The organism is Nostoc sp. (assembly GCF_036917555.1).
GTDB lineage: Bacteria > Cyanobacteriota > Cyanobacteriia > Cyanobacteriales > Nostocaceae > Nostoc.
This window is the reverse complement of sequence record NZ_JBALDD010000063.1, coordinates 438,630-462,896: the sequence shown is the minus strand read 5'-3', so window position 1 is coordinate 462,896 and position 24,267 is coordinate 438,630. Positions and strand designations below refer to the sequence as shown.

The following is a 24,267-nucleotide window of genomic DNA, read 5'->3' as shown; positions in this document are numbered from 1 at the left end:
TTCGATATACCGTAATTCAGACATCACAGACGGAAAAAATGAAATATTGGGGTTCTCACATTTCTCTAGCGAAAAATTTTCGCCTTCTTTCCAGCAGTCATCTCAGATATACTTTGCGCGTAGGAGCCGGGCTAACGGCAATACTTGTTGTTTTTAGTGGGTCAATACTACTACCTAGTGAGGTTAATGCTGATACCACTCATCTAGAAAATATCGCCCCAACTCATACAGCGCAAGCTCCTGCAACTGCCGCAGCGATTTATGTTAATCCAGCAACTGGTGCAGATAGGGCTGGTGCTGGTGCAACCTCGGCAGCACCCTACAAAAGCATCAGTTTCGCTCTCAGTCAAGCCCAAGCAGGTGCAGTGATTCAATTAGCACCTGGTAACTATAACCAGGAAAGTGGTGAAACCTTCCCGCTTCTACTTAAACCAGGGGTGACACTGCGAGGTGATGAAGCTACTAAAGGTCAGGCGATATTGATTACAGGTGGAGGTTTCTACACTAGTCGCACCTTTGCTAGACAAGACATTACCATCCTTGCCGAGCAAGATACCACGATCGCAGGTGTCACCGTCACCAACCCAAATAGCCGGGGTACGGGTGTGTGGGTGGAGTCAACTAATCCGATTATCAAAAACAGTACTTTTACTAACAGTGTCAGAGAAGGTGTTTTTGTAACGGGTACAGGCAATCCCAAAATTGAAAGTAACCAGTTTGTGCAAAACAAAGGCAATGGGATCTCAATTGCTAAGACTGCTCAAGGAGAAATTCGGAGTAACTTATTTCAGGATACTGGTTTTGGTCTTGCGATCGGTGGGACTTCCACACCTCTAGTTGTAGAAAACCAAATTATCGAAAACCAAGACGGTCTTTTTATCTCAGAGTCAGCCAAGCCCGTATTGCGTAAAAATTTCATTCAAAACAATAAACGGGATGGAGTAGTAGCGACTGTCAACGCTTCACCCGACCTTGGCACCAACGAAAATCCTGGTGGCAATCTTATCCGCAATAACACTCGTTATGATGTGAACAACGCCACTAAAACCAGTAAAATTGTTGCTGTTGGCAACGATATTGATCAGAAAAAGATTTCCGGCTCAGTAGATTTTGTTGCCGCCAGTGTTGATGTACCGCCTGGAGGGCCTGTTGCCTTTAAAGATGTACCAGCAAATTACTGGGCAAAAACCTACATCGAAGCTTTAGCCTCCCAAAATATTATTGCGGGCTTTCCTGATGGCAGCTTTAAACCCAATGAACCTGTAACCCGCGCTCAATTTGCCACTATTGTCACTAAAGCCCTAAAGCCACCAACTAAACGCACAGCCATTCAGTTTAAGGATGTAGCAAGCAATTTCTGGGCTTACGCTGCCATTCAATCTGCTTACCAGAGTCAATTTGTTTCTGGCTATCCCGATGGCACTTTTAAGCCACAGCAGCAAATTCCTAGAGTGCAGGCGTTAGTCTCTTTAGCTAATGGTTTGGGCTTAACTGCAAATAATCAAAATGTCGTTTCCTTTTACACCGATGCTGCTCAGATTCCTAATTATGCGATCGCACCAGTTGCCGCCGCAACTACACGGCAATTAGTAATCAACTATCCCACAGCCAAGCAACTCAATCCTAATCGTCAGGCGACTAGAGCCGAAGTTGCTGCCTTTGTTTATCAGGCACTTGTCAATGCTGGACGTGCCCAACCAATTCCTTCATCTTATTTGGTAACAGTTCAGTAAATGTCTAGTTAGCAAATTGGAAACGCCAGACTAACAAATTATCAGTCTGGCGCTTTCGATTAATGTGAGTTTTATTAATTTTAGAAGTTTGTAATCATAAAATTTGGGGTCTTTAAATATAGCTGACCTCATTTGAATGTGATTGGGTTTATGGTCAGGATCTTTATATTGGCTGACCCCGTTTCAACAATTTATATTTTCTCAGAAATTTTTGCTTTTTGGGATTTACTAATAATTTTTTTATTTTTTCTTTCTGGATATTTTAATCTTCATAAAAGCATGAGTAAATTTGAAGAAAAGATATATTAAAAGAAAGTAGTCAAAAATTAACTAGCTAAGATTTCTCCCTTCAGGAATTAGGATTTTTACCCGAATTGGGGCGTTGTTGCCGACGCTGTTCCCAACGCCAGAGGAAAACCATTAAAGCAACTATTCCTACTTGGAGAGCTAAACTAGGCAAAGCACTCTCAACATTGCGTCCGGCTAGCACTTGGAAGAAAAAGACGAATGCACCGAGTAAGCCAGAAGCACCGAAAGCGATGTAGAAAAATTGTCGGAAGCCGCGATAAGGAGCGGCTATTTCTGCTTTCAGGCTGGCATACTGTTCAGGGTTAAGGCGATTTTTGGGATTTTGATTTACCATGATTAAATCATGTTATACTTTTAGATTGTGTACGCCGATGTGGCTCAGTGGTAGAGCAGCTGATTCGTAATCAGCAGGCCGTGGGTTCAAATCCCATCATCGGCTCTGATGAAAGTATTCTTCAATAGTCTAGTTTGACATAAGTTGTACAGTGACTAATTATATGTCGTCGGTGACATATTACTGACTGGGATATTGTTATCGGTCGATTTTATAGCAATGCTTGCGATCGCTGCTGCTGGAGTTGGTGCTACCTAATTTAGTTGAGCAAAGACAGTCCCAGTGAGGCTTGGACATCTGCCGATATTGCTTGGGAAGAGGATTTAGAACCTTCAATGTGGTGTTAGAGCAACAAAACCAAGACTGCTGTAAAGTAAGTAGCGATGCCTGGGTTGGGCTACGCCAACGCATCTTTTTGAAAATCAAGCGGATCGCAGGTTATTGGCAGAGGGCGATCGCTTAATTTTCTCAATTAGACTGAGATAGATTTACTAAATAATTCACTAAATCACTCTGACTGTTTACTGTTAACAGATTTAACACCCCTCCTTCGATTTTTAAGTCAGGTGGATTATTGCAGCAAAGGAGTTGTGCCATTACCGTTAGTTGACGCATTGGCAATTGCAGCTTGAGTAGGTTGAGTAGTAAGAACCGCTACAAGTGGAGTAACTTTTGAAATAGATTGTTTATTTCGTTTGCGATTAGAGCCGCCAGCCTTGGAATACTCTATACTGTTTCTGCCGTAGACAGTTGCAACTCCACTTAGCATTCGTTCAGACATTTCGGAGAGAGCTTTATCCATCTGGGTTACTGTTTTACGCGATTCTTCCAGATTGGACACCAGCGTATTATTAGCTTCTACCATCGCACGGGTAGTGTTGATTAAGTGGTTGTAGCCTTCAATGGTTAACCCATGTCCCAAATCCAGATTTTCATCAATAGATTTAAGCAAGGCGAGACGAAGTTGAGCTTTGTCAATAGCAGCAGAACCACGAGTTTTTAAAGACATAACACATCTTTTTTTAATTCCTTTTTCAAGATAGTGGAGTATCCTTTTGCCTGAGATGGGTAGTTTTGTGGATTTATTTCATTAAAAGTTGAACGAAATAATTACGAGTTTGCCTGTGTTTTTACTCATTTTTCATATCGATTTGTTGTTTGAGAATAAGTGCAATCAGCAACAGTAATAACAAAATCAACAAATGTGTACCCCGAAATAACAAATGCATACCCCGAAATAACAAATGCATACCCCGAAATAACAAATGAGTACCCCGAAATAACAAATGCGTACCCCGAAATAACAAATGCGTACCCCAAAATAACAAATGCGTACCCCAAAATAACAAATGCGTACCCCGAAATAACAAATGCATACCCCGAAATAACAAATGAGTACCCCGAAATAACAAATGCGTTGGCGTAGCCCGCCGCAGGCATCGCCAAATTTATAAATGGAATCGCCGAAATCACAATTGCGTTAACGTAGCCCAACCCAGGCATCGCAAAATCATTGCGCCTACGTTATCATTCAACCCAACCTACGCAAAATCAGGTTTTTATCTCTAACACCGAGGTATTGGGATATTATGCAGGATAATAGAGATGGTTCAATTAGCGTGTCTAAATTTTCATGCAGTTTGAGTGGGATGAGGCGAAAAATTTAGAGAATCTTCGCAAACATGAGATTGATTTCGCCGATGTTCCTGAGATGTTTGAAAGTCTAATGCTAATTGAGTTAGATGCTCGTTTTGATTACGGAGAAGACCGTTGGTTCGGTATAGGTTTCCTCGGTAACGGTGTAGCCGTTGTAGTTTGGACAGAACGCAAAAATAATGTGATTCGGATCATTTCAGCACGAAGGGCAAATCGGTATGAGCGACAAAGACTTGAGAAATACCTCTCGTACTAACTGGACAGCATTAGAGTCAATGAACGATCAAGAAATTGACTACTCTGACATTCCACCATTGACAGAAGAGTTTTTTCAGAAAGCTACTCTCCGAGTTCCCGCATCTCAAGCACAGCAATTGGTACAGATTGAGCCAGATATACTAGAGTGGTTTCAAGCTCAAAACGGAGAATATAAAACCTTAATCAACTCTGTTTTACGTCGTTACATCGAAAACTGCGACGAACAGAGAGCAGTGTAACAATTCAAAATTCAATATTACATTGCAAATTCCCCCGATTAGATGACAATTTATATTGGGTGGGTGTTGCTTAATATTTCCTTAAAAGCGCGATCGCCAAAATAACAAATGCGTTGGCGTAGCCCAACCCAGGCATAGCTAGATTAACTCTTGATTATGAAAGTAAAATGAAATTATCCTCCACCTAAGCCCCATCATGGTTGTCCCAGAACTCGAACAACAACTCCTTCAGCTTTCACCTGACGATAAATTGTATATTATCCAACTCCTGGCACAAAGCCTGACTACATACAATAACAACACCCAGCCTGTGCAAACAAGCAAAATATCAGAATTATTCCGTCAATTTCCCGTGGCTGAATTACCCGAAGAATTTGACCTGACTCGATTACTAAAAACCCTGATTGAGTTCCTACAACCAGTAACTCCAACCGAAATAACAGAATATCCCTTGCCTCAATTCTATGGATGTATCCAAGATGAAACCTTCTTCCGTCATCCCCAAGGACAACAACCAGAACGCGAACCAATCCTGTGAAATTCTTGCTCGATACTAACACCTGCATTATCTATATGCGGGGTAAAAATTCCACTTTAAAACAGAAACTAAAATCCACTGCCACTAAAGATATTGCCGTTTGCTCAATCGTCAAAGCTGAACTATTTTATGGCGCAATGAAAAGTGCCAACCTACAACGGAATCTTACTTTACAACAACAATTTTTAGCCCAATTTACATCACTACCCTTTGACGATTTAGCAGCAACGACATTTGGGACAATTCGCTCTCAACTAGAAGCATTAGGTACTCCCATTGGCGCGTATGACTTACAAATTGCCGCCATCACCCTGACAAATAACTTAACCCTCATCACCCATAACACTAGAGAATTCCAACGCATTAATAACTTGTTGATTGAGGATTGGGAGATATAGCGATCGCCTAAATCACAATTGCGTTGGCGTAGCCCAACCCAGGCATCGCACCCTTGTTTTACCTGAAACTGCCACTGGGCGATCGCCTGAACAACCTTTGCAACTGTTAGAGTTTGACAAGCAAGCGGCATTAGAGGTACTTTGTCAGGGACAAACTGTGATTCCTTTCTGGTGCGATGCCTGCGGCGAGCTACGCTAACGCGTGCATCAACAATTAAGGGACAATCTTAAAAATTATCGTAAATAAGTAGTGATGCTATAATCTTTGATACTAGTGTAAATTTTGGTACGTATATTCAACCTAAACAAAGACCATCTTATAATTGAATTCTTTGACATAAAATATTTCATGATCAAGCCAGCTTGCAATCCAGGTTCAAGGGTTCGTTACAGAGCAAACATCAAATTATCTAAAGAGCAAGATGAAGAACTTAATATTTCTTCATCACTTGTGTCTGAAACTACTTCTTTACATGGTGCGCTTACAGCATCAAGAAATGATGTGCGTGTCGTGGAGCTTTTTGCTGGAGCCTGCGGAATGGGTGTTGGATTTCTGATGGCTGGGGAGCAAAAAAAAGGATTTATAATTATTAATTCTGCTGAAATTAACCCAATATATTTAAAAAGCCTTGAAACTAATTATCAATCATTTTACAATAACTCAACTAACCGCATTGAAGACTGTATTCCTTCAGATTTTACTCCTACAGATTTAACTAAAAACTAAGAAAATTTACGGATGCTGGGTATGTTCTTTTTCCCGCAGTTATAGTTCCTGCTTAATATAGTGTAATCGCTGATGTTAAAACCATTCAAATTATTATTTTATTAATTTAAGTTAATATTCAAATTTATGAATAGAGCTGATACTAACAAACATGAGAATTATGAAATACTTAATTTAATTGGATATGGTTTAGCTAAATTTGATATGGATTTTGTTAGAGAATTTAGTTTTAAAACTAAGCAAGAGTTTTTTCTTTATTTTGTAAACATTGGTATTGCTAAAACTGTAGGAACAATAAAAAATAGACAAGATTTATTTGATCCTTTTTTTGATAATGCAAGAAAAGGATGGTGGCAAAAGGGAAATATATATATTCATCGAAAAATACTCATTGATTCCCTCTTTGGTTCAGAAGATTATAAATCTTATGCAAATATTATCAAACTCTACTTAGATAAAAAAATCAGTAGTATAGACACTATAGATGCAAAATCTATAAGCCCTATTTTAAAGAGCAAATTTAAGCAACTACAAGATACGGGAAAAGCAGCAGAACTGTTTTTTATGAAAAACTATCAAAGTATCCAGGAATTTAAAGATGGTTTTTTAGAGGATGCCCGAACGTTTGGAGATGGCTACGATTTTCAAGTAGATGTTTTCCAAAAAGCATTTTTAGCTGAAATAAAAGGCATTAAATCTAATTATGGTAGTGTAAGATTAACGAATAATGAATTTTTGAAAGCGCAGGAATATAGAAAGGATTATGCTCTGGTCGTAGTAAGTAGTTTGGAAGATGTTCCAAAGTTTAGTATTATTTTTGATCCTGTAAGCAATATGAATTTTACAAAAAACATTATATTACAAAGACAAATAACTTTTAATACTAAGTTTCTTCCTTGGTAATATAAATTATTAATAATTATATAATTTACTATATTTTAAATGATTTAGCAGAAATAGCAAGACGAATCACCTCTACCTACAGAAGTTATAGACATTAACTCTGTTACTGGTGAAGGAATTAGAGGGACACCCGGAGCAAGTGGTGCGTGGAAAGATAATTTGATCTTGCAAGCTGTTAATGCCCTGAAAGATCAGCCGAGATACCAAAATACGGCTACATTAGTAATTGTCAATTTAGATTCTAATCTGAAGAAAAGCGTTAGTAGAAACTATACTCAGCTTGGCAGTGTTTTACCTGGTGATGCTGGAACAATACCTTATGGAGTTGACCGCAACTATCCCGCGTTATTAATGACTAGATTAAAAGGTGAGGTTGATTCTCAAGGTGGTTAGGATGGAGTGCCTTTCTGCGTTACAATTATCCGATTTCCAGATGGGAACTATGCGTTTTCTGTAAATGAAAGCTAATTTAAATTTCTTCAGATACCCTAGATAAACAACTTTTGAGCAGTTACTATCTTCTCAAACGGAAAGTGGCAGCGATCACAATGCTTTTGCTTCCATAAGGCACAGATTTTAAACCTAACCCCACACTTTAGGACATTTGGAAAGTAAACGCAAATTATGGCGCTCACCGCTCATACCACATCAAAAACAGGGACAATTTTGCTGTGCGATCGCGCATTTTTGACAACCAGAAAAATTCACACTATTTTGGGTTGATATGCGATCGCTCTTTTGAGCCAGAGCCTCGAATTATTCCTCAAATTCAGTTTCACAGAAAGCTTTTAACAAATCGATACAATTAGCGATCGCCATCGTCGGTAGAGACAACCAAAAACTATAATGAATGCATAAAGCAACCAATCATAGATAGGCAAGATTAGGAGAATCTAAACAATGCAGGCTCATAGCAGTTTAGAGCAAAGGCTACTTGAAAAAATTCGCCAGCTACCTCCCGAACAAGTTTTGCTAGTTGAAGATTTTATTAATTCTCTGGAGAAGCAAAATACAGAGTATAGCCTTACCTTTGCAGCAGCAAAACTTTCTGAACCAGTTCTGCTTAAAATCTGGGATAACCCTGATGATGCAGAATATGACAAACTATGAGTTTGGTGATGTTGTTTTAGTGCCGTTTCCTTTTACTGACCAGACTACTACTAAAAAACGTCCAGCAGTAGTTGTGAGTTCTAATAGCTATCAACGTGAACGTTCGGATTTAATATTGATAGCTATTACCAGTCAAGCAAATCCAGCAACTTCCTTTGGTGAAATCACAATTACTGGATGGCGAGTAGCTGGTCTTCTCAAACCTTCAATTATCAAACCAGTTTTGACTACCATAGATAAAGGGCTAGTGATTAAAAAGTTAGGACGACTTGAGGAAGCAGACTTTCAGACTTTGTAAAACCTTTTTCTGGCTATTTTGGGTTGATATGCGATCGCTCATTCCAGTGAAAGCCTCGAACTATTACTCAAACTCAGTTTCGCAGAAAGCTTTTAACAAATCGATACAATTAGCGATCGCTCCTAAATGAGCAATTTCATATCCATGTGTATTTTGTGTGGGAAATGCCAAACACGCAGCACGCCCAACATGACCAAATTTCATTGCAATCGAAGCATCACTACCAAACTGACTCAGTATCGTTAGCTGCACTGCTATATCGAGTTGATTGCCACTATGGCGCAGTTGTCCATTTAGCCCCTCATCATATATTCCATAGGCATCTTGAGATAAAAGTACAGGACTTTCGCCATCTTCAACAGGATATTCTTCAGATAATGGACAAATTTCTAAAGCAATCAAGGCATCTAAACGCTGATTTTGGGTGAAAAATAGCGCCCCAATTGCTCCCACTTCTTCTTTAGCTGACGCTACTAAATAGACATCGGCTACTGGCTGTTTGAGATTTTCAGCCAAAGCTAACAAAATCGCAACAGAAGCTTTGTTATCCAAGGTGTAACCAGCAATATGATCCTTTAACCGAATTGGACGCTTGCGATGTTTGCCAATCACCATTCTAGTTCCAGGTCGAATACCAGCTGCTTCTAATTGAGCAGATGTCAGCTTCGTTTCAATCCAGGCATTTTCCCACTTAACAGTAGTATCTTCCTGCTGCACTTTTTGGGGTGATTCGTGGGAAACGTGGCGGGAACCAAAACTGAGAATACCGTTGATAGTTTCGTTATCTCCCAGTAAATCGACAACACCTTCGCCGTAAACCCACGGGAAAGAACCGCCAAGTTTGCTGACTTTGACACGACCTTCATCACCAATACTCTTGACAATTGCACCAATTTCGTCTTTATGTGCTGTGATGGCGATCGCTCGGTCTGGGTTTTTTCCTGAAATCTTGGCAATAATATTATCGGCGCGATCGCACCAGACTTCTACACCCAGCGCCGCAAATCGTTGCATTAACAACTGGTTAATCTCAGCTTCTGCACCACTAGGGGAATGGTGCATGACCAATTCTTCAATAATTTCAAATAAGCGATCGTAATCCCACATCAATTAGTTTAGTTTTCAACTGTTATATGAGACAATTATGCATTAACAACCCGAACTACTGATACAAGTGCTGCTCTTTTTCGTTGACGCTTCAGCACTCCTAGCGCACCAAAAGCACTAAGGGCTAAAATCCCCAAGTTCATTAGATACTTCCAAACTAAGTACGTCTATTGAGTTAATTTACGTTGTTTTACTTAACTATGCCTCAAAAATTCATCAAACACAGGTAAAAACGCTTAAAACACTGAGATTTACATTTTATTGATAAAAAATAAGCCGATTACAAAGAAATTGCAACCTTTCCATGCTAAAGCGTGGGCATTAGCCACTTTTCTGCTAATGATGAACTAACTGCAACAGAATGACATAACTCTTCGTAGACATCCCTGTTAACTTCGCTTTAATTTCAAAGCCTCAGTAGCCGATACACCCTCACCCTGACTGCCAAAGTACCACAAAGCTGTAGCAGCCTCAGCACGAGTTACTGGTTTTTTGGGTTGAAACAGAGTCGTATAGCCAAACACCCGACGAATATTCGATTGTTCGCCATTCTGGTAATCAGCCAGCACTGCTCTTAAAGCCTTGGAGTCAATTCTCGCTGCATCTTGGAAACCCCAGGTTTGTTTGACCGCATCTAAGTTAGCAGAGGGTAAAGCTTGGCGAGTATCTAAGGGTAATTTCCACAGCAGCAACTGTTCCCGCGTTAGAGGTGCATCAGGACGAAATAAAAGTACTGTAGAATCTCCAGACAAAGGACTGGGAATTAACCCAGCTTCAGCTAATCCCTGAATTGCTGGAAAATCAGGGTCTTTTGCTGATACATCACTAAAAGCTGGTTGAGTACTTTCTGATGCCAAGCGAATCTGTTTAGCTGAATTGTTGGTATACACAGCATTGTTAGCAGCAATTAGCCAACGAGCATATTCCCGATGTGTAACGATTTTACCGGGTTCAAACTGGTTAGTTGTGTTAGTAGAGTTGCTCTTAGTTGTCTTTGCTTCTATAGATAAAACACCTAATGCAGCCAAGTCCTGGATGTGTTGCCGCCATTCTTGCGGTGCCTTATTCAGATCGTTGAATGCCTGAGATTCGGGTGTAGCTGTAGGAGTTGTTTGGTTATTAGCCGTACTTGGTGGCTGTGCTGTCAAGTTTGCAGGTGATACCGGGCCAATGAACTGTCGATCTCCTGGTTGAGCAGCGGCGTTAGTAGTTTCGTTAGGATCTGTAGTTGAGGTAGGTTGTGCTGATGCTGTACTATTCGGTACGTAATCAATCAGTAATTCAGTGGCTGTTTGGGGTTGATTAGGTGTGGCATTAGTAACTGATTTGGGCTGAATGGAAACCTTCAACAGCAAATCGTTGCGACGTGCCTCAAAAGCCCCTCCTGTATCATCTGTCGGCTGTTGTAAAATCTGCCAGTTATTTGTTTGAAACTGGCTGCGATAAAAACTAGCAATAAAATTACTGGGGTCAGAACTTAACCAACGAGTTGAGATTTTGTTTTCTGAGCCGCTAGCAGGTGTAACTTCCTGTAGTTTGGCATTGGAATATAAGGGGATATCTTTAGGAAAATCAGATGGTAACTGAACTGCTGATTCATTTTGCTGTGCTTGCGGTTGATTACCTTGAGATTCTCCAAAGACAACTCGATCACTTTGCAGTTTCGGATCTGCCGCCAAAGATTCCTCAAGGTTTTTGGCGACTGGACTATTAGCACAGGCTGTTAACGAAGTGAGTATAACAGCCCAAATTAGAAATACAGCTGGACGTTTACAGGAAAGCACAGGAAATCACAAATTGAGTTTCAATTCCTACCCTAGCGCAGACTGTCCATTAAATGGGAATGGGGTATGGGGCATGGAGAAGAGACAAGGTAGACAAGGGAAAGACTTGTTCAATAATTCTCCGTTATCCCCTCGTCTCCCCTGCTCTCCTCTGACTTTATATATCACCAAAAGACACTACCGACTCACTACGTCTTCTTCGTAAATGTCTATTTTGGTGATGATATCTCCAAAAATGAGTAAACGGTAGCAAAAGCTACCGTATTGTCTTCGTTTTACAGCCATTAGGTTTTGATAATTCCTATGCTTATTTATAGAGTTCCCTAAAATTCTGGAAAACTAACATTTTTAAGAAAAAATATAAATAAACCTGAAATCCTTGCTAGATAGGAGTTTTATGAGTCGGGAGTTTGTAGTAAGGACTTTAGGATTTAGATGAGGACTAGAGCCACCGACTACAAACTGATCAATAGTAGATTGTGAACCAATTTTTCAGAGAGTTATCTAAATATCCAAGTTCTAGAGCAGATAACTAATTGATAACTGGTCAAAAAACAGTTTAGCTAGCAAAAGCTTGAATCTACTTGCAGATGCACTAGTTGTAATGCGATGCCTACGGCGGGCAAAGCCTACGCCAAGCAACTGAAGTGATAGACTAGGAATGAAGCTCCCCTTAGCCTCACCCAAAGAGGGAAATAGATCGAGTTCACTAACACTGGCTGACAATCGATTCTGAAAATTATTCATCTGACGATGGTAATATGAGTCAGGCAATAGCTGAAAAATGCCAGTGTTAAACAATTCCAGGAACTTAGCGTAAGTTCGTTATTCTTGACGACTGGGGTAAATAGGTAAAGCAGTCAAGTGTCGCAGCAGTTTTCCTAGTATCTCTAAATTGATTTTCTGGAGAAAGTGCTACTTGTGCTGTAGTCAAGAGTTTATTAACAGCCTCGAAAGCAGTGAGTGCTTCCTCTAAAAGTGCGTAGTTTACCGCCGTAGGCATCGCCTCTATGTTATCCAAAACTTTCCCTCAATCAACCCATCCCCTGTTATTCTTGGATAGGGCTGTGGTTCTTTTAGGAAAGCTGGAAGGTGCGCTTCGCAAGTTATAGAAGTAGTATAGAGTTGGCTTTAGCTGTTTGTCCCAATGCCTAGTTAATGATTGGCTAGAAGCGAAAAAGACACTTCATCAAATGCACTGGCGGTTGAGAAAACCCTCTACAAACTTGGTCTGAACAGTTAACAGCTTCCTGATAGATTAGATACAATGAGCATCTGTGTTTTCTTGGGCGTAGGCGTAGCCCGTCGTAGACATCGCTTGCTCAAAGCGATTACTCAAAATGACATGGTGCTGCACTAGCCGATCTGACATAGTTATTAAATTTTTCACCTGCTAGCTCTGGCGAAAATTTTTGATTCAGGGCAAATTAAGACTTATATTCAAGGGGCAAGGGTGTATCTTGGAGATGAAGTTAACCAAAAGGGAGCAAAAGGCTGAAAAAGATATATCTGATGTCAAAAACACAGATCGGATAGGAGTATGAAAATCTAAAATAGATATTAAGAAGAAAAAACAACGACCATCAACAACCGTCAGTCCTTTTTACTTTCTGTAAAGCGTCACCGGGTTGTTACCAGTGCTGAAACACGATTACATGCAAGTTTCCCAGGATCAGCCTATTTATTTTGAGGCTCCACTCCAGCTGTTACTATTTGTCGATGGACGCCCTAAGTCCCGTCAACAGGTGCAGCGAATACGTGCTTACTTAAAAGAATTGCAGGCTGAGTATAGTTTTGAACTTCAAACTATTGATGTTGGTCAACAACCTTACTTAGCAGAACACTTTAAATTGGTAGCAACGCCAGCTTTAATCAAAATTCACCCGGAACCACAACAGGTTTTGGCTGGGAGTAATATCATAGCGCAATTGAAAAATTGGTGGCCTCGCTGGCAAGCTACTGTAGACGCCCACTTAAAATTACAGGAAGACTTACAAGAACAGATAGACGATACTGTTAGGGCAACATCACCCAAATCCACCATCCGTTCAGTTGCTGTTTCTGCCGAACTTATCCGACTCTCAGACGAAATTTTTCGCTTAAAACAAGAAAAAGATAACCTCCAAGAGCAGCTACAGTTTAAAGATCGGGTGATTGCGATGCTGGCACACGATCTCCGCAATCCCCTAACTGCTGCCGCGATCGCCATAGAAACTCTCCAATCTAACTACGATTTAGAAACAGGCCAATTCCAGCGCCTCAAACCATCCTTGACAGCGCATCTATTAAAACAAGCCCGTAATCAAACTAAGATCATTGATCGGATGATTGCCGACCTTTTGCAGGTAGGTCGTGGCAAAGATACAGAGTTTCCTATTTTACCACAAAAGGTACAGCTAGGTAAACTGTGCTTAGATGTACTAGAAGAATTGTGCGATCGCTACACCGCCAAATCCCAAGAGGTGGAAACAGATATTCCCAATGACTTACCTTATGTATATGCTGACCCAGAACGCATCCGCCAAGTGCTAGTAAATCTGTTGGATAATGCCATCAAATACACTCCAGAAGGTGGCAAGATTAGCATCGCCGGATTGCACCGCACTACTCAAAAAGTTCAGTTTAGTATTGGCGATACTGGGCCTGGTATTCCTGTAGAAAATCGCGATCGCATCTTTGAAAACCACTTCCGCCTGCAACGGGATGAAGGTACAGAAGGTTACGGCATTGGCCTTTGTTTATGCCAACGCATCGTTCTGGCACATTATGGCCAAATTTGGGTAGATTCTGCCCCCAATAACGGAGCATGGTTTCACTTTACACTGCCAGTTTATCCTTCTTAGGTATTGGGGCATGGGGCACTTGTACTGAGCGAAGTCGAAGTATTGGGCATTGGTAAAAAAACTAGCAACACTTAATGACAAATGACAATTAATAACTTGAGATAAAGCGATCGCGTCCCCCGGCCTTTGCTTGGTAGAGTGCTTTATCTGCCAGCACGATCAACTCTGAAGGTGAAGATTCCCAAGTCGGGACAACAGTTGCCACGCCCATACTGAGAGTGACGTGCTGACTCACCGCAGAATCGTCATGAACAATTTGCAAATCTTTGATTCCCGCTTGGATCGCGGCGGCAACATGAAGTGCGCCAGATGCAGGGGTGTGTGGCATAATCACAGCAAATTCTTCGCCACCATAACGCGCTACTAAATCCTGATGTTTTTGTGCCTTAAGGCTTAAAACAGCACCCACCTTTTGTAAACAGACATCCCCAGCAGGATGGCCATATTTATCGTTATAAAATTTAAAAAAGTCGATATCACACAAAATCATTGACAAGGGAGATTCCTTTTGTACGAGCTTAATCCACTGAGTATTGAGATAATCGTCAAAGCGGCGACGATTAGCCAACTCAGTTAAGCCATCTACATTGGCTAGGTGGTGCAAAGCTTGGTTTGCTGCCTCTAATTGTTTGTATACTTGCGCTTGCCGTAGCAGTCCGCGCAACCGACGGCGCAATACAGGCAAGTGAATTGGCTTAGTGACATAATCAGTCGCCCCTGCGTCAAAAGCACGGTTTACGGATTCCTCATCGTCCAAGCATGTGATCATCAATATCGGAGTGCGCTCCCATATCTGGGAGATCACAGTATTGTTAAGGGCTGAGTCAGTATCAAAGGTTGCAACAGCTGATTTTAAATTATTCTTGGCAATCTGGCGCAAGTGCTCACAGCAGGTAAAGCCATCCATCACAGGCATTACAGCATCTAGCAACACTATATCCGGTTTGATAGTCTCGTAAGCATCTAAACATTGCTTACCATCATTGACCTCGACCACTCGATAATCTTCTTGTTGCATAGCTTTACGCAACAATATTCGGATGGTCTTGTCATCATCAGCCACTAGAATCAGTGGCGGTTGGTTAGTAGAAACAGGAAATGGGCTTATGCCTGACATGAGTTGCCTTCCACTTGCTGGACTATCCTGAAAAAGGCTGTGCAACTCAATCGCATGGGGGCGATCGCTATTTTCATCAATGCCAGGATTTGTGGCAAAGGTGTGTCTGGCTTCACAATCAACTGTTTTTTGACAATGGACTGCCCAATGTTGTTGGGCCAAGCAAGCGGTAGATAAATAAGTTGCATAGACAATCTGTAATTGGAACACGAAGGCAATTGCTACCTTTTTGTTCAGCGATGGTTATGGGAGGAAATGTTACTTTTATATTTCCCTATTGTTAAAGTCAAATTACGATTTTTTTGAGAATTACAAATACACACCTTAATTCTTGAGTTGTGTAGTTAGTTAAGAAACCTAACGAGCCAGAGCGAGGCAATTGCCAAATTACCCTCAGAAGATAGTTAATACTAAATATTAATATCAACTGACTGAAATTTATTTAGTCTATTCAACAAGGCTTACTGAGGTTTAGTATAATTACATAAAATTGAAATTTAACTTAGTTTAAAGCTTTATTTTCAACTGACTCTATAACAATTTAGTTATAGCCATAAACCCCCCATAACTACAGTTTTGCAGATCATACTCAATTCTATTTTAACGGACTATAGTCTTTTATCAGTTGTTTTTATACGAATGAGTGCTATTAGACTCAGAATGAATTCTGAGGCAGATGAAAATGAAATAGATAGCGTTGCAAATCGTTCTGGGCTAATAAATGAAGTTAAATTTTTATTTAATTAGGTTCAGTATATCTAGTTATCTAAAAAATAGACTTTTTTTTGGAAAGATAGCAATTTAGTAGCTAAAATTATATGTTACTACCAGCTACTAAATTAATATTAATATTTTGAATAACTAATCCTCTAAGTGCTTTACAGACAGCACAGAAAATGCTATATTTTTGATTATACAAATAAAGAAAAGTTCTTACAAAAATAGTCTAAACATCTTGACATTCGCTAAATATTTAAAATGCCAGACTCATTAATGTATCAGCAGGATAATTTTGTTGTTCTCGAAACAAATCAACCAGAACAATTTATGACACCATCAGAGTTATTAGAAAAGCTCAAAACAACTCTTCAACAACTCATAATTCAAGATTTGCCGCCTGACTTGCAAAAATTTGATACTGTGGAAGCTCAAGCACAATATTTACTTGACACTAGCTGCAAATTAGATATTAGCCCTGGGCAATATTTACAGTGGTACGCAGTTCGTTTAGAAAAGTAAGTTTTTGGTTAAGTGCTTAAGAGAAGCCCAAAAGATTTTAAGTACAAGTTGCTGCCCAGATTCCCAACTTTTTGAAGAAGTCGGGGATATAAATCGTGGTTAAGGGAATTCCAAAAAGAATAATTACTAATTCATAATTCATAGTTAAAGACACTGTACATTAGTCCACACACTCATCAAAAATTTAGTGGTCAACAAGATAATGGAGAGTACAAGAGCTACTACTAATTGTAATTATGAATTATTAATTATGTTGACTGTTGCAGAAATATGGGTAACAAGAAGTGATAAAGGAAGGAAGTTTGGGTAATGATAACTTTTGCTATTGACTACTGACTACTGACTAGTGATTCTTTTTGAGTATTGATTAACGCTAGCTCAATTATATTTTCAGATGGCTGCGTTATTTGAATTTCCAATCCAGGTCCAAAATAATTGGTCATTTTTTCATGCTTTTTTTGCCACACATCAATTGGTATTAGTGGTGAATCAAATTCTAAAATTAGGGCATAGCTCCCATTAACTTCTGTTTCTCGTAACCCTGTGACTGTTGGCCGTTCTTGGTCAGTGGGACTCAAACCCAGAAAAGAAAGTGTTGTATCTAGATGAGAATCTTGACCGTAGCAATATCGGGTAATGTCTTTGCGAATTTTATTTTGCGTATCAGTTGCTTGCTGCTGGCGCAGTATCAATGCTGATGGTGAGGTAGTTTGAGTAAATGGTACTGGCTTAAGTTCATTAGCTTTTAGTGCCAGCCCTCCCAATAATAGAGGAATCCCGTAAAAAAATCCGACAAGATTGAGTGTGGCATTATTATTAGCATAGGCGACGAAGCCAATGATGGTTAATATGCCACCGATAGTTAGACCGAGTGTTCCTAAAGAGATTTGGCGTAGCATGAGCTTAAATTAGTATAAAGTCTGAATACCTTAGTTTTATTATCATCGGCTATGAGCAACAAATTAGGAAAGAACATCGTCCCCAAGTGCTAGTATTCAACTAACCTTAAATTGCCATATTAAGGCGGTTATAAACCGCACGCCAGTTGCTAAAGAACCGGAAGGAAAGACACCAAGAGCGAACAAGTCAGGCATTTTTGCCCAAATCACTGGCTTCGTCTAAACGAGACTTTACCCACCTTTGTCTTTGTGATTTTCAAACACTCAATTTTTCCTTAGTCTACATTCGTGCAGGATATCGTAGGGAAGACAAGTGGCTCTAAGTACACAGTTTCGTAAATTCGTGACCAATTGAGGGTTTGAGTTTAAACGCAGAGGGGAGGCAGCGCGCCAAGGGGGTTCCCACGGCAGTCGCTCATGGGGGGAACCCCCTTGGCGCGCTAGCCTCTCCCTTTGGGAGAAGACCGCGCTGCCTCCCCGTTGTAGCGACTGCCGTCACGCAGAGTATAGCGCAGAGGAGCGCAAAGTTTGTTTGAGTCCATTCGCTAAGAACTTCAGGGTTAGCTGTACTAAGTTGACTACTGAGGGCGTATAGTGTCCCAGAATATTAGATTTTGAGTTAACTTTAAATTTAAAGGTAGTTAAAGATGGGAAAAAAATAATGGATTTACAGACTATAAAAGAACGAATTGTGGCAGTTCAAAGTAAACGCGATTACCTATTAAGCTTACTGGAGCAACCAAACCTGGGAACTTTGAGAATTGACGTAAATCAGGCTTTGGAAGAACTGGATGAACTAATTGATGAATTTAGACGCACCATTCCGGTAGAGTAGAATTTATCAAAAATTACGTCGGTTTAACCTCAACTTCAGGCTAGACCGACGTTATTCAGTCGTATCATGTCTTTAAATCCCCAGAATTGAACTAGCCTGAGTTGGCGAAGCAATAATCATTGCATCATTTATCCTGCCACTGAACCATCTCCTGCACGCTGACCCAGTCGCCTAACTAAGACAATAAGTTCGCTTGTCGGTACATCTTTCTTGCAAACTTCATCAAAGCTAGACATTGCCTTTGTACCGTGAAAATTTACGTCTTCCACTGATGAGTAAGCAAGTATCTGGGTGTTCGGAGATATAGCTTTAATTTGACTAGACGCACTCCACCCATCCATGACTGGCATCTGTAAATCTAAAACAATTACGTCAGGATGGCAACGTTTAACCATTTCTATAGCTTCTTCACCATTACTGGCTAAACCTACTACTTGAATATCTTCTTGGCAAGAAAAAACCAATTGTAAGGTTAAGCGAGTCAGTTCGTGGTCATCAACTACTAAAACACGCAAGGTAGAAAGCTCGCAGGATAACATTAACATTGAGGGGAAAGACAAATTTATTTAGAATAACCTCTCCAGTCTATGAGAACAAGTGCCAGCACTGACTCTATCCTATGGTTGAATAACTTGTGTGAATCTATGAGGAGAAACAACTTAGACAACTGCTCAAAAAATTCAATTTTTTCAAAACAACTAAGTTGAGCTAGTTGTGAAGGTATAAGTAACTTATTTTTTAATCAATCAGGTTGGGACTACACCAGTTGAGCGTAATGCCATGTTCATGAGAATTTTTTGTGAATTAGCTTCTGGAGAATCATCATAAGGACGCCGTTGAATGTAAGTACCATCAGCTTGTAATTCCCAAGCTTGGCGATTATCTGCGAGCATAATTCCCATAATTTCTTGCAAATCTTTAGCAATATCTGGGTCTTTTACTGGGGTAATTACTTCGACTCGGCGATCCAGGTTGCGGCGCATCCAGTCAGCACTGCCGATATAAATTTCCTCCTGTGTATTGTTATGAAAATAATAAATCCGAGAGTGTTCTAAAAAGCGACCGACAATACTGATGATGCGAATGTTTTCACTAATGTCTTTGATTCCTGGGCGTAAACAACAAACACCCCTAATAATTAAGTCGATTTGCACTCCGGCGCGGGAAGCTTCATATAAAGTGCTGATAATTTCTGGATCGACTAGGGAATTCATTTTGGCAACAATCCGTCCAGAAAATCCATTTTGAACATTTTCAATTTCGCGGCGAATTAGTGCTAAAAAGCGATCGCGCATATTCACAGGTGCAACCAGCAACTCTCGATAAGATTTTTGCAGGGAATATCCTGTTAAGAAATTAAATAAATCTGTGATGTCAGCACCCAATTCTTCACGGCAACTAAACAATCCCAAATCTGTATACAGTCGTGCTGTTTTAGGGTTATAGTTACCAGTTCCAATATGCACGTAGCGACGTATCCGGTCTTTTTCGCGCCGTACCACCATGACGGTTTTACTATGGGTTTTTAGCCCGACTAAACCATAGACGACATGAACTCCAACTCTTTCTAGTCGTTTTGCCCAGTAAATATTATTCTCCTCATCAAATCGCGCCTTTAATTCCACCAGCACAGATACTTGCTTGCCATTTTCAGCAGCGGCAATTAAGGCGTTGACGATGGGCGAGTCACCAGAAGTCCGGTAAAGGGTCATCTTGATGGCTAACACATTCGGATCGTAGGCAGCATGGGTAATAAAGCGCACTACTGTAGCCGAAAAGGATTGATAGGGATGGTGGACTAGTAAATCCTTTTCTCGAATTACAGCAAAAAAGTCTTTTCCTTCGTCCGTCTCCAGCGCATCTGGGTCTAAACTCGGTTCTCTCAGCCTTTGCAGGCGTAACGGTACAACAGATTGGCGCGGTGGATCTTTGAGTTCCGGCAATGGCAAGGACATAAAGTACATTAAATCCCGCAGTCCCAAAAGACCATCTACCTCGTAAACATCACTTTCTGTTAATTCCAAATCATGCAATAATCGCGATCGCACTATTTCAGGAGTCTGGGATTGAATTTCTAGCCGGACTGGACTACCACCCAGGCGCCGTTTTCGCAATTCCTGTTCGATCGCTAACAACAAATCATCTGCTTCATCTTCTTCTAAGACCAAATCGGCATCACGGGTAATGCGGAACGGATGATATTCTTGAATGTTCATCCCTGGAAATAGAGATTCCAAGTTATGAGCGATCGCTTGTTCTAAAGGTACTCCAGTCCAGTGAGCAGGTTTTTCGCTGTTCTGATCTCCCAACTCAGGCGGTATCGGTAAAAATCGTGGTAGAACACTAGGGACTTTGATTCTGGCAAAGAATTCTTCTTCGGTGTCTGGGTTCTTGACTACAACAGCCAGATTCAGACTGAGATTAGAAATAAAAGGAAAGGGATGACTAGGATCAACAGCCAGAGGAGTCAAAACTGGAAAAACTTGTTCCTCAAAATAGCTGTTGAGATGAGTCCGCTGCTTTTGATTTAAATCTATGTAATTCAGAATATGAATGCCATGATTTACTAGTAGAGGACGAAGTACTTCCTCAAAATGTTGATGCTGTTTCTGAAAGTCGGGAGTTAGGGTAGACCTAATATCGTCTAGCTGTTGTTGTGGTGTGCGACCATCAGGAGTTAACAGGCTAACTTTTGCCTCTACTTGTTGCTTTAAACCAGCAACGCGCACCATGAAAAACTCATCCAAATTAGAGTTAAATATTCCCAAAAACTTGAGGCGTTCCAGAAGAGGCGTGCGATCGTCACAGGCTTCATGTAAAACCCTGGCATTAAATTCTAACCAGCTTAACTCCCGGTTAAGATAATATTGTGGATCGCTGAGATTGATGGGGGTAGCGCTTTTCTTAGATTTTGCCATAATGACCTAAAGGCAGGCAGATGTGGCCCATTTAGCTGGGGGACAATAAACATAGTAAGTTAAATGGTGCATAGAGGCGAAGCAGCTTTTCCGGGGGTAGGAAAAGGGAACTTCATTTGTCCTTAGTTTCCTTCGTTGTGGCAAACGGCAATTGCAAATTTTGGTCGTAGAGAAAATCTTTGTCAATCGTGATCTCGCGTGTGGGCAAGTTACCGTTATTTGTGATGCCATCTTGAGGCGGGATTCGCAATGTATACTTACCAAGCGGAACTGCATCTAGACGATAAAGACCAAATTCGTCACTTGCAGATGAAGAAATTCTTTTACCCTCAGCATTGATGACTTCTACCTTTATTCCTGGTATTGGCTTACCTGCGGCATCTGTAATTCTTCCTGCTAAACCATATTCTACTCTGACAGGGAAATCTAACTTAGTCACAGCAGAGCTTTCCACCTTAGCGACTATCGTACTTTTCTTCACAGAAAGTTCTACAGGTAATCCTTGTGGGTCAAATTGAACTACATATACACCTTCTGGCAAATTACCTACGAAGAAATTACCTTGCGAGTCAGTTACAGTTCCAGCGACGCTTTGACCTTGTTTATTGATTACTTGGATAGTAGATTCACTTAAATTAAAACCTTTCTTTGCTCCTTCTATAACAATTCGTCCAGCGATCGCACCCTTATCTTTACCAATAGAGGTATACTCCGAAGGAGTCATTCTCCCACCTACAAAAGATAAATCTGATACTAGTGAAATAAACAGGCGATCGTCACCAATACCACCAAAAATGTTTTTAATCCTAGAAGGGATGCCCTGATATTCGACTCTAGCGAACAAACCTGGTAACACACGCATACTAGCACCAATCACTGGGCCAATATCTCCACCTCTATATCCTAGTCCAATGCGCCAACTTAAGTCTGAAAAGTTACTGGTATTACGATTGAGGGTTACAGTGAAACGTGTAGGCAAGTCGCCGCCAGATTCAGTCCCCAATGATAGTAAATATTCTCTATTCAGATTATAGCTAAAGTCTGTTGTATAGATATCATTGACGGCGCTCAAAGCCAGACTGCTATTCTGTGTTGGTCGATAAAAAGCGTTAAATAAATAACGTCCAGCAAAATCAGGCACGCCTCTTAAAGATAAGTTAGAAAACGGACTGAATGAAAAAGTCGGCAAAATGTAACTAGTTGAACTCTTCTCATATTGCCGATTACGGGCTACGACTCCCAGAGCCAAAGTATTACTAAAAGTATACTTAGCTTCTATACTATGGTTATAGCGATCGCGCGATTGATTATTGTATAAATAACCAGCAGGATATAATTCAGAATTGCCGAAAATTTGCAAGCGATCTAACTGGAAATCTAAATTAGCTGTATAGCCAAATTGACCATTAGAAGTGCCAACACTAGCAGCTATAATTGCTGGATTTATTAACCGCCAAATAAAACCTGCTTGTGTTTGTGTTCTATCAGAAAGTACTTGTACTGAACTTTCCACAGTCAAGTCATTAGAAATTCCCTGACGCGCTTGAAAAAATCCACCAAGCTTACCTGAGTCAGCGTTAACAAAATCATCAAATAAACTTCTCTGAAGATAGTTACCACTTAAACCAAAACCTGCTAGTTGGGTGCTTCCGCCAGATGGTAACAATAAATCAGAAGCTCTCAGTCTTAAAGAACGAATTTCTGTAGGTATAGTTAGGTTATTACGGTTAAAAATCAACAATTCAATGTCATTGGTTTGACCAGCAGGTAAATTAACATCTAAAAATTCGTATTCTCCACTCAGTCCTACTTGCTGTTGAGCAACTATAACTCCACCAACTCTTAACTGTACAAAACTTGCTGGAGCAACTCGACCGTTAAAGCTTTGTACAGGCTGGGATTGTCTGGATAAAAGTTCAGTTGCACCATAGCTTGCATTAGCATTAAATCTATTTAAGGGGAGATTGGTATGACCAACTTGGAATCCAGTCAGATCAATATGTGACAATAAGGGATGTAAACCGATTTGTTGACGACCAATCTGATAGATAAATTGATTTGAACGTTTAAAGAAAAAGTATTCAGCAATCTCCGGCTGGTTAATAAAATCGTTCTCAAGACGTATACGCCACAAACCCCCAGCTAAACGTCCTCCAAAAAGAGTAGAACTGTGCCAGCCTGAATTACCAAAAGTATTAGTAAAATTTAACTCTTGCCTTAAGTTTGATAAACCACTGCTAGGAGGTAAAGCTTCAGGTTGGAGATCAGTAGCCTGAGTGCTATATTGCCCATTATTTCTTCGCCAAGGCAAATCAACTATTAAAGCTGCATCTGAGGCTTTTAACTCAATATTTGTTGCTAATTTTGATTGTAAAACTGCATCACTAATATAGGTAATGGTGTTGATTGTCTGAAGTTCATTTGATGTCAGTGTAACTTGACCAGAAGGCGTTTTAAGTTTTGTATTATCACCAGATTTTTCAACAGTAAAGCCAGCAATTTTAGCAAAATCCAGTAATGGAATTAATAAAATCTTTCCCTGTTGGATAATATCTAAATTACCAACTTCTTGGTCATTAATAATTATTCCCAATAATAAGCTTTGTGCTTCTACAGCTTTATTTTCGGCAAGATTATTGAAGACAGGATAATTTTTTACTACTGGGTCTGTTGATGTTGTAGGTAACTCACCAGAAACTGAATTCTTTGTAGTTTGGGCAATTAACTTTTTAACAAGTTGCTTATTGACAGAGCTTTCAGGTATTTTATTTAGCTTTTTAACAAGTTGCTTATTGACAGAGCTTTCAGGTATTTTATATGGAGAAAATTCTGCGGCTAGGGTTTCTGGTGGGGCGATCGCTGCTGCAACTATCTTATTTGTCTTCTTAGTATTGGCATCGAGTAGCTTTGCGAAAAAGAAATTCGTGGGCTGTGCGATCGCAACTGTTGGGGGAGGTGTTGGATTATGGTAGGGCATATTTAAGCACAAAAGTTTCTATGAGTAGCCAAAAAAGTTTTTCGG

The 24,267-nt window shown here is 40.3% G+C and carries 27 protein-coding genes and 1 tRNA gene; 16 read left to right on the top strand and 12 right to left on the bottom strand.

Annotated elements, in window-relative coordinates; genetic code table 11:
* Window positions 1–38 precede the first annotated feature (38 nt).
* The gene (locus V7K60_RS24640; protein ID WP_334929213.1) at window positions 39–1,733 is read left to right on the top strand and encodes a DUF1565 domain-containing protein; all 1,695 of its coding nucleotides are present in this window, start codon (window positions 39–41) and stop codon (window positions 1,731–1,733) included.
* Between the two features lie 349 nt (window positions 1,734–2,082).
* On the opposite strand, the gene V7K60_RS24635 is transcribed toward V7K60_RS24640, so the two are convergent.
* Window positions 2,083–2,376, bottom strand: coding sequence for a DUF3493 domain-containing protein (locus V7K60_RS24635; RefSeq protein WP_334929211.1), 294 nt, complete (start codon window positions 2,374–2,376; stop codon window positions 2,083–2,085).
* Between the two features lie 33 nt (window positions 2,377–2,409).
* On the opposite strand from V7K60_RS24635, the gene V7K60_RS24630 reads away from it, so the two are divergent.
* Window positions 2,410–2,481: transfer RNA gene (locus V7K60_RS24630), tRNA-Thr, on the top strand.
* Between the two features lie 235 nt (window positions 2,482–2,716).
* Complete coding sequence (locus tag V7K60_RS24625) at window positions 2,717–2,839, top strand: hypothetical protein (protein ID WP_334929209.1); 123 nt, start codon at window positions 2,717–2,719, stop codon at window positions 2,837–2,839.
* 108 nt (window positions 2,840–2,947) lie between these two features.
* On the opposite strand, the gene V7K60_RS24620 is transcribed toward V7K60_RS24625, so the two are convergent.
* Both V7K60_RS24620 and V7K60_RS24615 read right to left on the bottom strand, forming a co-directional pair.
* Window positions 2,948–3,385, bottom strand: coding sequence for a hypothetical protein (locus tag V7K60_RS24620; RefSeq protein WP_334929207.1), 438 nt, complete (start codon window positions 3,383–3,385; stop codon window positions 2,948–2,950).
* Between the two features lie 125 nt (window positions 3,386–3,510).
* A complete protein-coding gene (locus V7K60_RS24615) occupies window positions 3,511–3,879 on the bottom strand; it encodes a hypothetical protein (protein ID WP_334929205.1) in 369 nt (122 codons plus the stop codon).
* A 130-nt stretch (window positions 3,880–4,009) separates the two neighbouring features.
* On the opposite strand from V7K60_RS24615, the gene V7K60_RS24610 reads away from it, so the two are divergent.
* From V7K60_RS24610 to V7K60_RS24565, 10 genes are all read left to right on the top strand, one after another.
* Complete coding sequence (locus V7K60_RS24610) at window positions 4,010–4,288, top strand: BrnT family toxin (protein WP_334929203.1); 279 nt, start codon at window positions 4,010–4,012, stop codon at window positions 4,286–4,288.
* Window positions 4,251–4,529: a BrnA antitoxin family protein gene (locus tag V7K60_RS24605; RefSeq protein WP_334929201.1), complete on the top strand. Its 279-nt coding sequence runs from the start codon at window positions 4,251–4,253 to the stop codon at window positions 4,527–4,529. Before V7K60_RS24610 ends, V7K60_RS24605 begins: the two co-directional genes overlap by 38 nt.
* Before the next feature lie 196 nt (window positions 4,530–4,725).
* Window positions 4,726–5,067 (top strand): hypothetical protein, encoded by a 342-nt coding sequence (locus V7K60_RS24600; protein ID WP_334929199.1) that lies wholly within the window; start codon window positions 4,726–4,728, stop codon window positions 5,065–5,067.
* A complete protein-coding gene (gene vapC / locus V7K60_RS24595) occupies window positions 5,064–5,465 on the top strand; it encodes a type II toxin-antitoxin system tRNA(fMet)-specific endonuclease VapC (RefSeq protein WP_334929197.1) in 402 nt (133 codons plus the stop codon). The genes V7K60_RS24600 and vapC overlap by 4 nt, the downstream gene beginning before the upstream one ends.
* Window positions 5,446–5,664: a hypothetical protein gene (locus V7K60_RS24590; RefSeq protein ID WP_334929195.1), complete on the top strand. Its 219-nt coding sequence runs from the start codon at window positions 5,446–5,448 to the stop codon at window positions 5,662–5,664. Before vapC ends, V7K60_RS24590 begins: the two co-directional genes overlap by 20 nt.
* Window positions 5,665–5,814: 150 nt before the next feature.
* Complete coding sequence (locus tag V7K60_RS24585; RefSeq protein WP_334929193.1) at window positions 5,815–6,192, top strand: hypothetical protein; 378 nt, start codon at window positions 5,815–5,817, stop codon at window positions 6,190–6,192.
* Window positions 6,193–6,318: 126 nt separating this feature from the next.
* Window positions 6,319–7,095 carry a DUF3883 domain-containing protein gene (locus V7K60_RS24580; RefSeq protein ID WP_334929191.1) on the top strand — a complete coding sequence of 259 codons (777 nt, stop codon included), beginning with the start codon at window positions 6,319–6,321 and terminating at the stop codon, window positions 7,093–7,095.
* A 165-nt stretch (window positions 7,096–7,260) separates the two neighbouring features.
* Complete coding sequence (locus V7K60_RS24575) at window positions 7,261–7,488, top strand: hypothetical protein (RefSeq protein WP_334929189.1); 228 nt, start codon at window positions 7,261–7,263, stop codon at window positions 7,486–7,488.
* 507 nt (window positions 7,489–7,995) lie between these two features.
* A complete protein-coding gene (locus tag V7K60_RS24570; RefSeq protein ID WP_334929187.1) occupies window positions 7,996–8,205 on the top strand; it encodes a toxin-antitoxin system, antitoxin component, Xre family protein in 210 nt (69 codons plus the stop codon).
* On the top strand, window positions 8,192–8,503 hold the full coding sequence (locus V7K60_RS24565; RefSeq protein WP_334929185.1) for a type II toxin-antitoxin system PemK/MazF family toxin: 312 nt from the start codon (window positions 8,192–8,194) through the stop codon (window positions 8,501–8,503). Before V7K60_RS24570 ends, V7K60_RS24565 begins: the two co-directional genes overlap by 14 nt.
* A 63-nt stretch (window positions 8,504–8,566) precedes the next feature.
* Here V7K60_RS24565 and V7K60_RS24560 read toward each other — a convergent pair whose 3' ends face one another.
* The 4 genes from V7K60_RS24560 to V7K60_RS24545 all read right to left on the bottom strand — a co-directional run bounded on the left by V7K60_RS24560 (window position 8,567) and on the right by V7K60_RS24545 (window position 12,415).
* The gene (locus V7K60_RS24560; protein WP_334929183.1) at window positions 8,567–9,610 is read right to left on the bottom strand and encodes a M42 family metallopeptidase; all 1,044 of its coding nucleotides are present in this window, start codon (window positions 9,608–9,610) and stop codon (window positions 8,567–8,569) included.
* Window positions 9,611–9,999: 389 nt separating this feature from the next.
* On the bottom strand, window positions 10,000–11,394 hold the full coding sequence (locus tag V7K60_RS24555; RefSeq protein ID WP_334929181.1) for an S-layer homology domain-containing protein: 1,395 nt from the start codon (window positions 11,392–11,394) through the stop codon (window positions 10,000–10,002).
* A gap of 519 nt (window positions 11,395–11,913) precedes the next feature.
* Complete coding sequence (locus V7K60_RS24550; RefSeq protein ID WP_334929179.1) at window positions 11,914–12,141, bottom strand: hypothetical protein; 228 nt, start codon at window positions 12,139–12,141, stop codon at window positions 11,914–11,916.
* Between the two features lie 64 nt (window positions 12,142–12,205).
* A complete protein-coding gene (locus tag V7K60_RS24545) occupies window positions 12,206–12,415 on the bottom strand; it encodes a hypothetical protein (RefSeq protein ID WP_334929177.1) in 210 nt (69 codons plus the stop codon).
* Window positions 12,416–13,031: 616 nt separating this feature from the next.
* Here V7K60_RS24545 and V7K60_RS24540 point away from each other — a divergent pair.
* Entirely contained in the window at window positions 13,032–14,237 is a 1,206-nt protein-coding gene (locus V7K60_RS24540; RefSeq protein WP_334929175.1) for a histidine kinase, read from the top strand.
* An 88-nt stretch (window positions 14,238–14,325) separates the two neighbouring features.
* Here V7K60_RS24540 and V7K60_RS24535 read toward each other — a convergent pair whose 3' ends face one another.
* Window positions 14,326–15,354, bottom strand: coding sequence for a PleD family two-component system response regulator (locus V7K60_RS24535; protein WP_334929413.1), 1,029 nt, complete (start codon window positions 15,352–15,354; stop codon window positions 14,326–14,328).
* Window positions 15,355–16,332: 978 nt separating this feature from the next.
* Between V7K60_RS24535 and V7K60_RS24530 the strand changes: the two genes are divergently transcribed.
* Window positions 16,333–16,593 carry a chlororespiratory reduction protein 7 gene (locus V7K60_RS24530; protein WP_334815565.1) on the top strand — a complete coding sequence of 87 codons (261 nt, stop codon included), beginning with the start codon at window positions 16,333–16,335 and terminating at the stop codon, window positions 16,591–16,593.
* A gap of 329 nt (window positions 16,594–16,922) precedes the next feature.
* On the opposite strand, the gene V7K60_RS24525 is transcribed toward V7K60_RS24530, so the two are convergent.
* Entirely contained in the window at window positions 16,923–17,492 is a 570-nt protein-coding gene (locus V7K60_RS24525; RefSeq protein WP_334929173.1) for a DUF2854 domain-containing protein, read from the bottom strand.
* A gap of 661 nt (window positions 17,493–18,153) precedes the next feature.
* Between V7K60_RS24525 and V7K60_RS24520 the strand changes: the two genes are divergently transcribed.
* Window positions 18,154–18,327 carry a hypothetical protein gene (locus tag V7K60_RS24520; protein ID WP_199784779.1) on the top strand — a complete coding sequence of 58 codons (174 nt, stop codon included), beginning with the start codon at window positions 18,154–18,156 and terminating at the stop codon, window positions 18,325–18,327.
* Between the two features lie 128 nt (window positions 18,328–18,455).
* Here the strand turns inward: V7K60_RS24520 and V7K60_RS24515 are convergent, their stop codons facing one another.
* The 3 genes from V7K60_RS24515 to V7K60_RS24505 all read right to left on the bottom strand — a co-directional run bounded on the left by V7K60_RS24515 (window position 18,456) and on the right by V7K60_RS24505 (window position 24,222).
* Complete coding sequence (locus V7K60_RS24515) at window positions 18,456–18,872, bottom strand: response regulator (RefSeq protein WP_334929172.1); 417 nt, start codon at window positions 18,870–18,872, stop codon at window positions 18,456–18,458.
* Window positions 18,873–19,073: 201 nt separating this feature from the next.
* On the bottom strand, window positions 19,074–21,245 hold the full coding sequence (gene ppk1 / locus V7K60_RS24510; protein ID WP_334929170.1) for a polyphosphate kinase 1: 2,172 nt from the start codon (window positions 21,243–21,245) through the stop codon (window positions 19,074–19,076).
* Between the two features lie 112 nt (window positions 21,246–21,357).
* A complete protein-coding gene (locus V7K60_RS24505) occupies window positions 21,358–24,222 on the bottom strand; it encodes a carboxypeptidase regulatory-like domain-containing protein (RefSeq protein ID WP_334929168.1) in 2,865 nt (954 codons plus the stop codon).
* Between the last annotated feature and the right edge of the window lie 45 nt (window positions 24,223–24,267).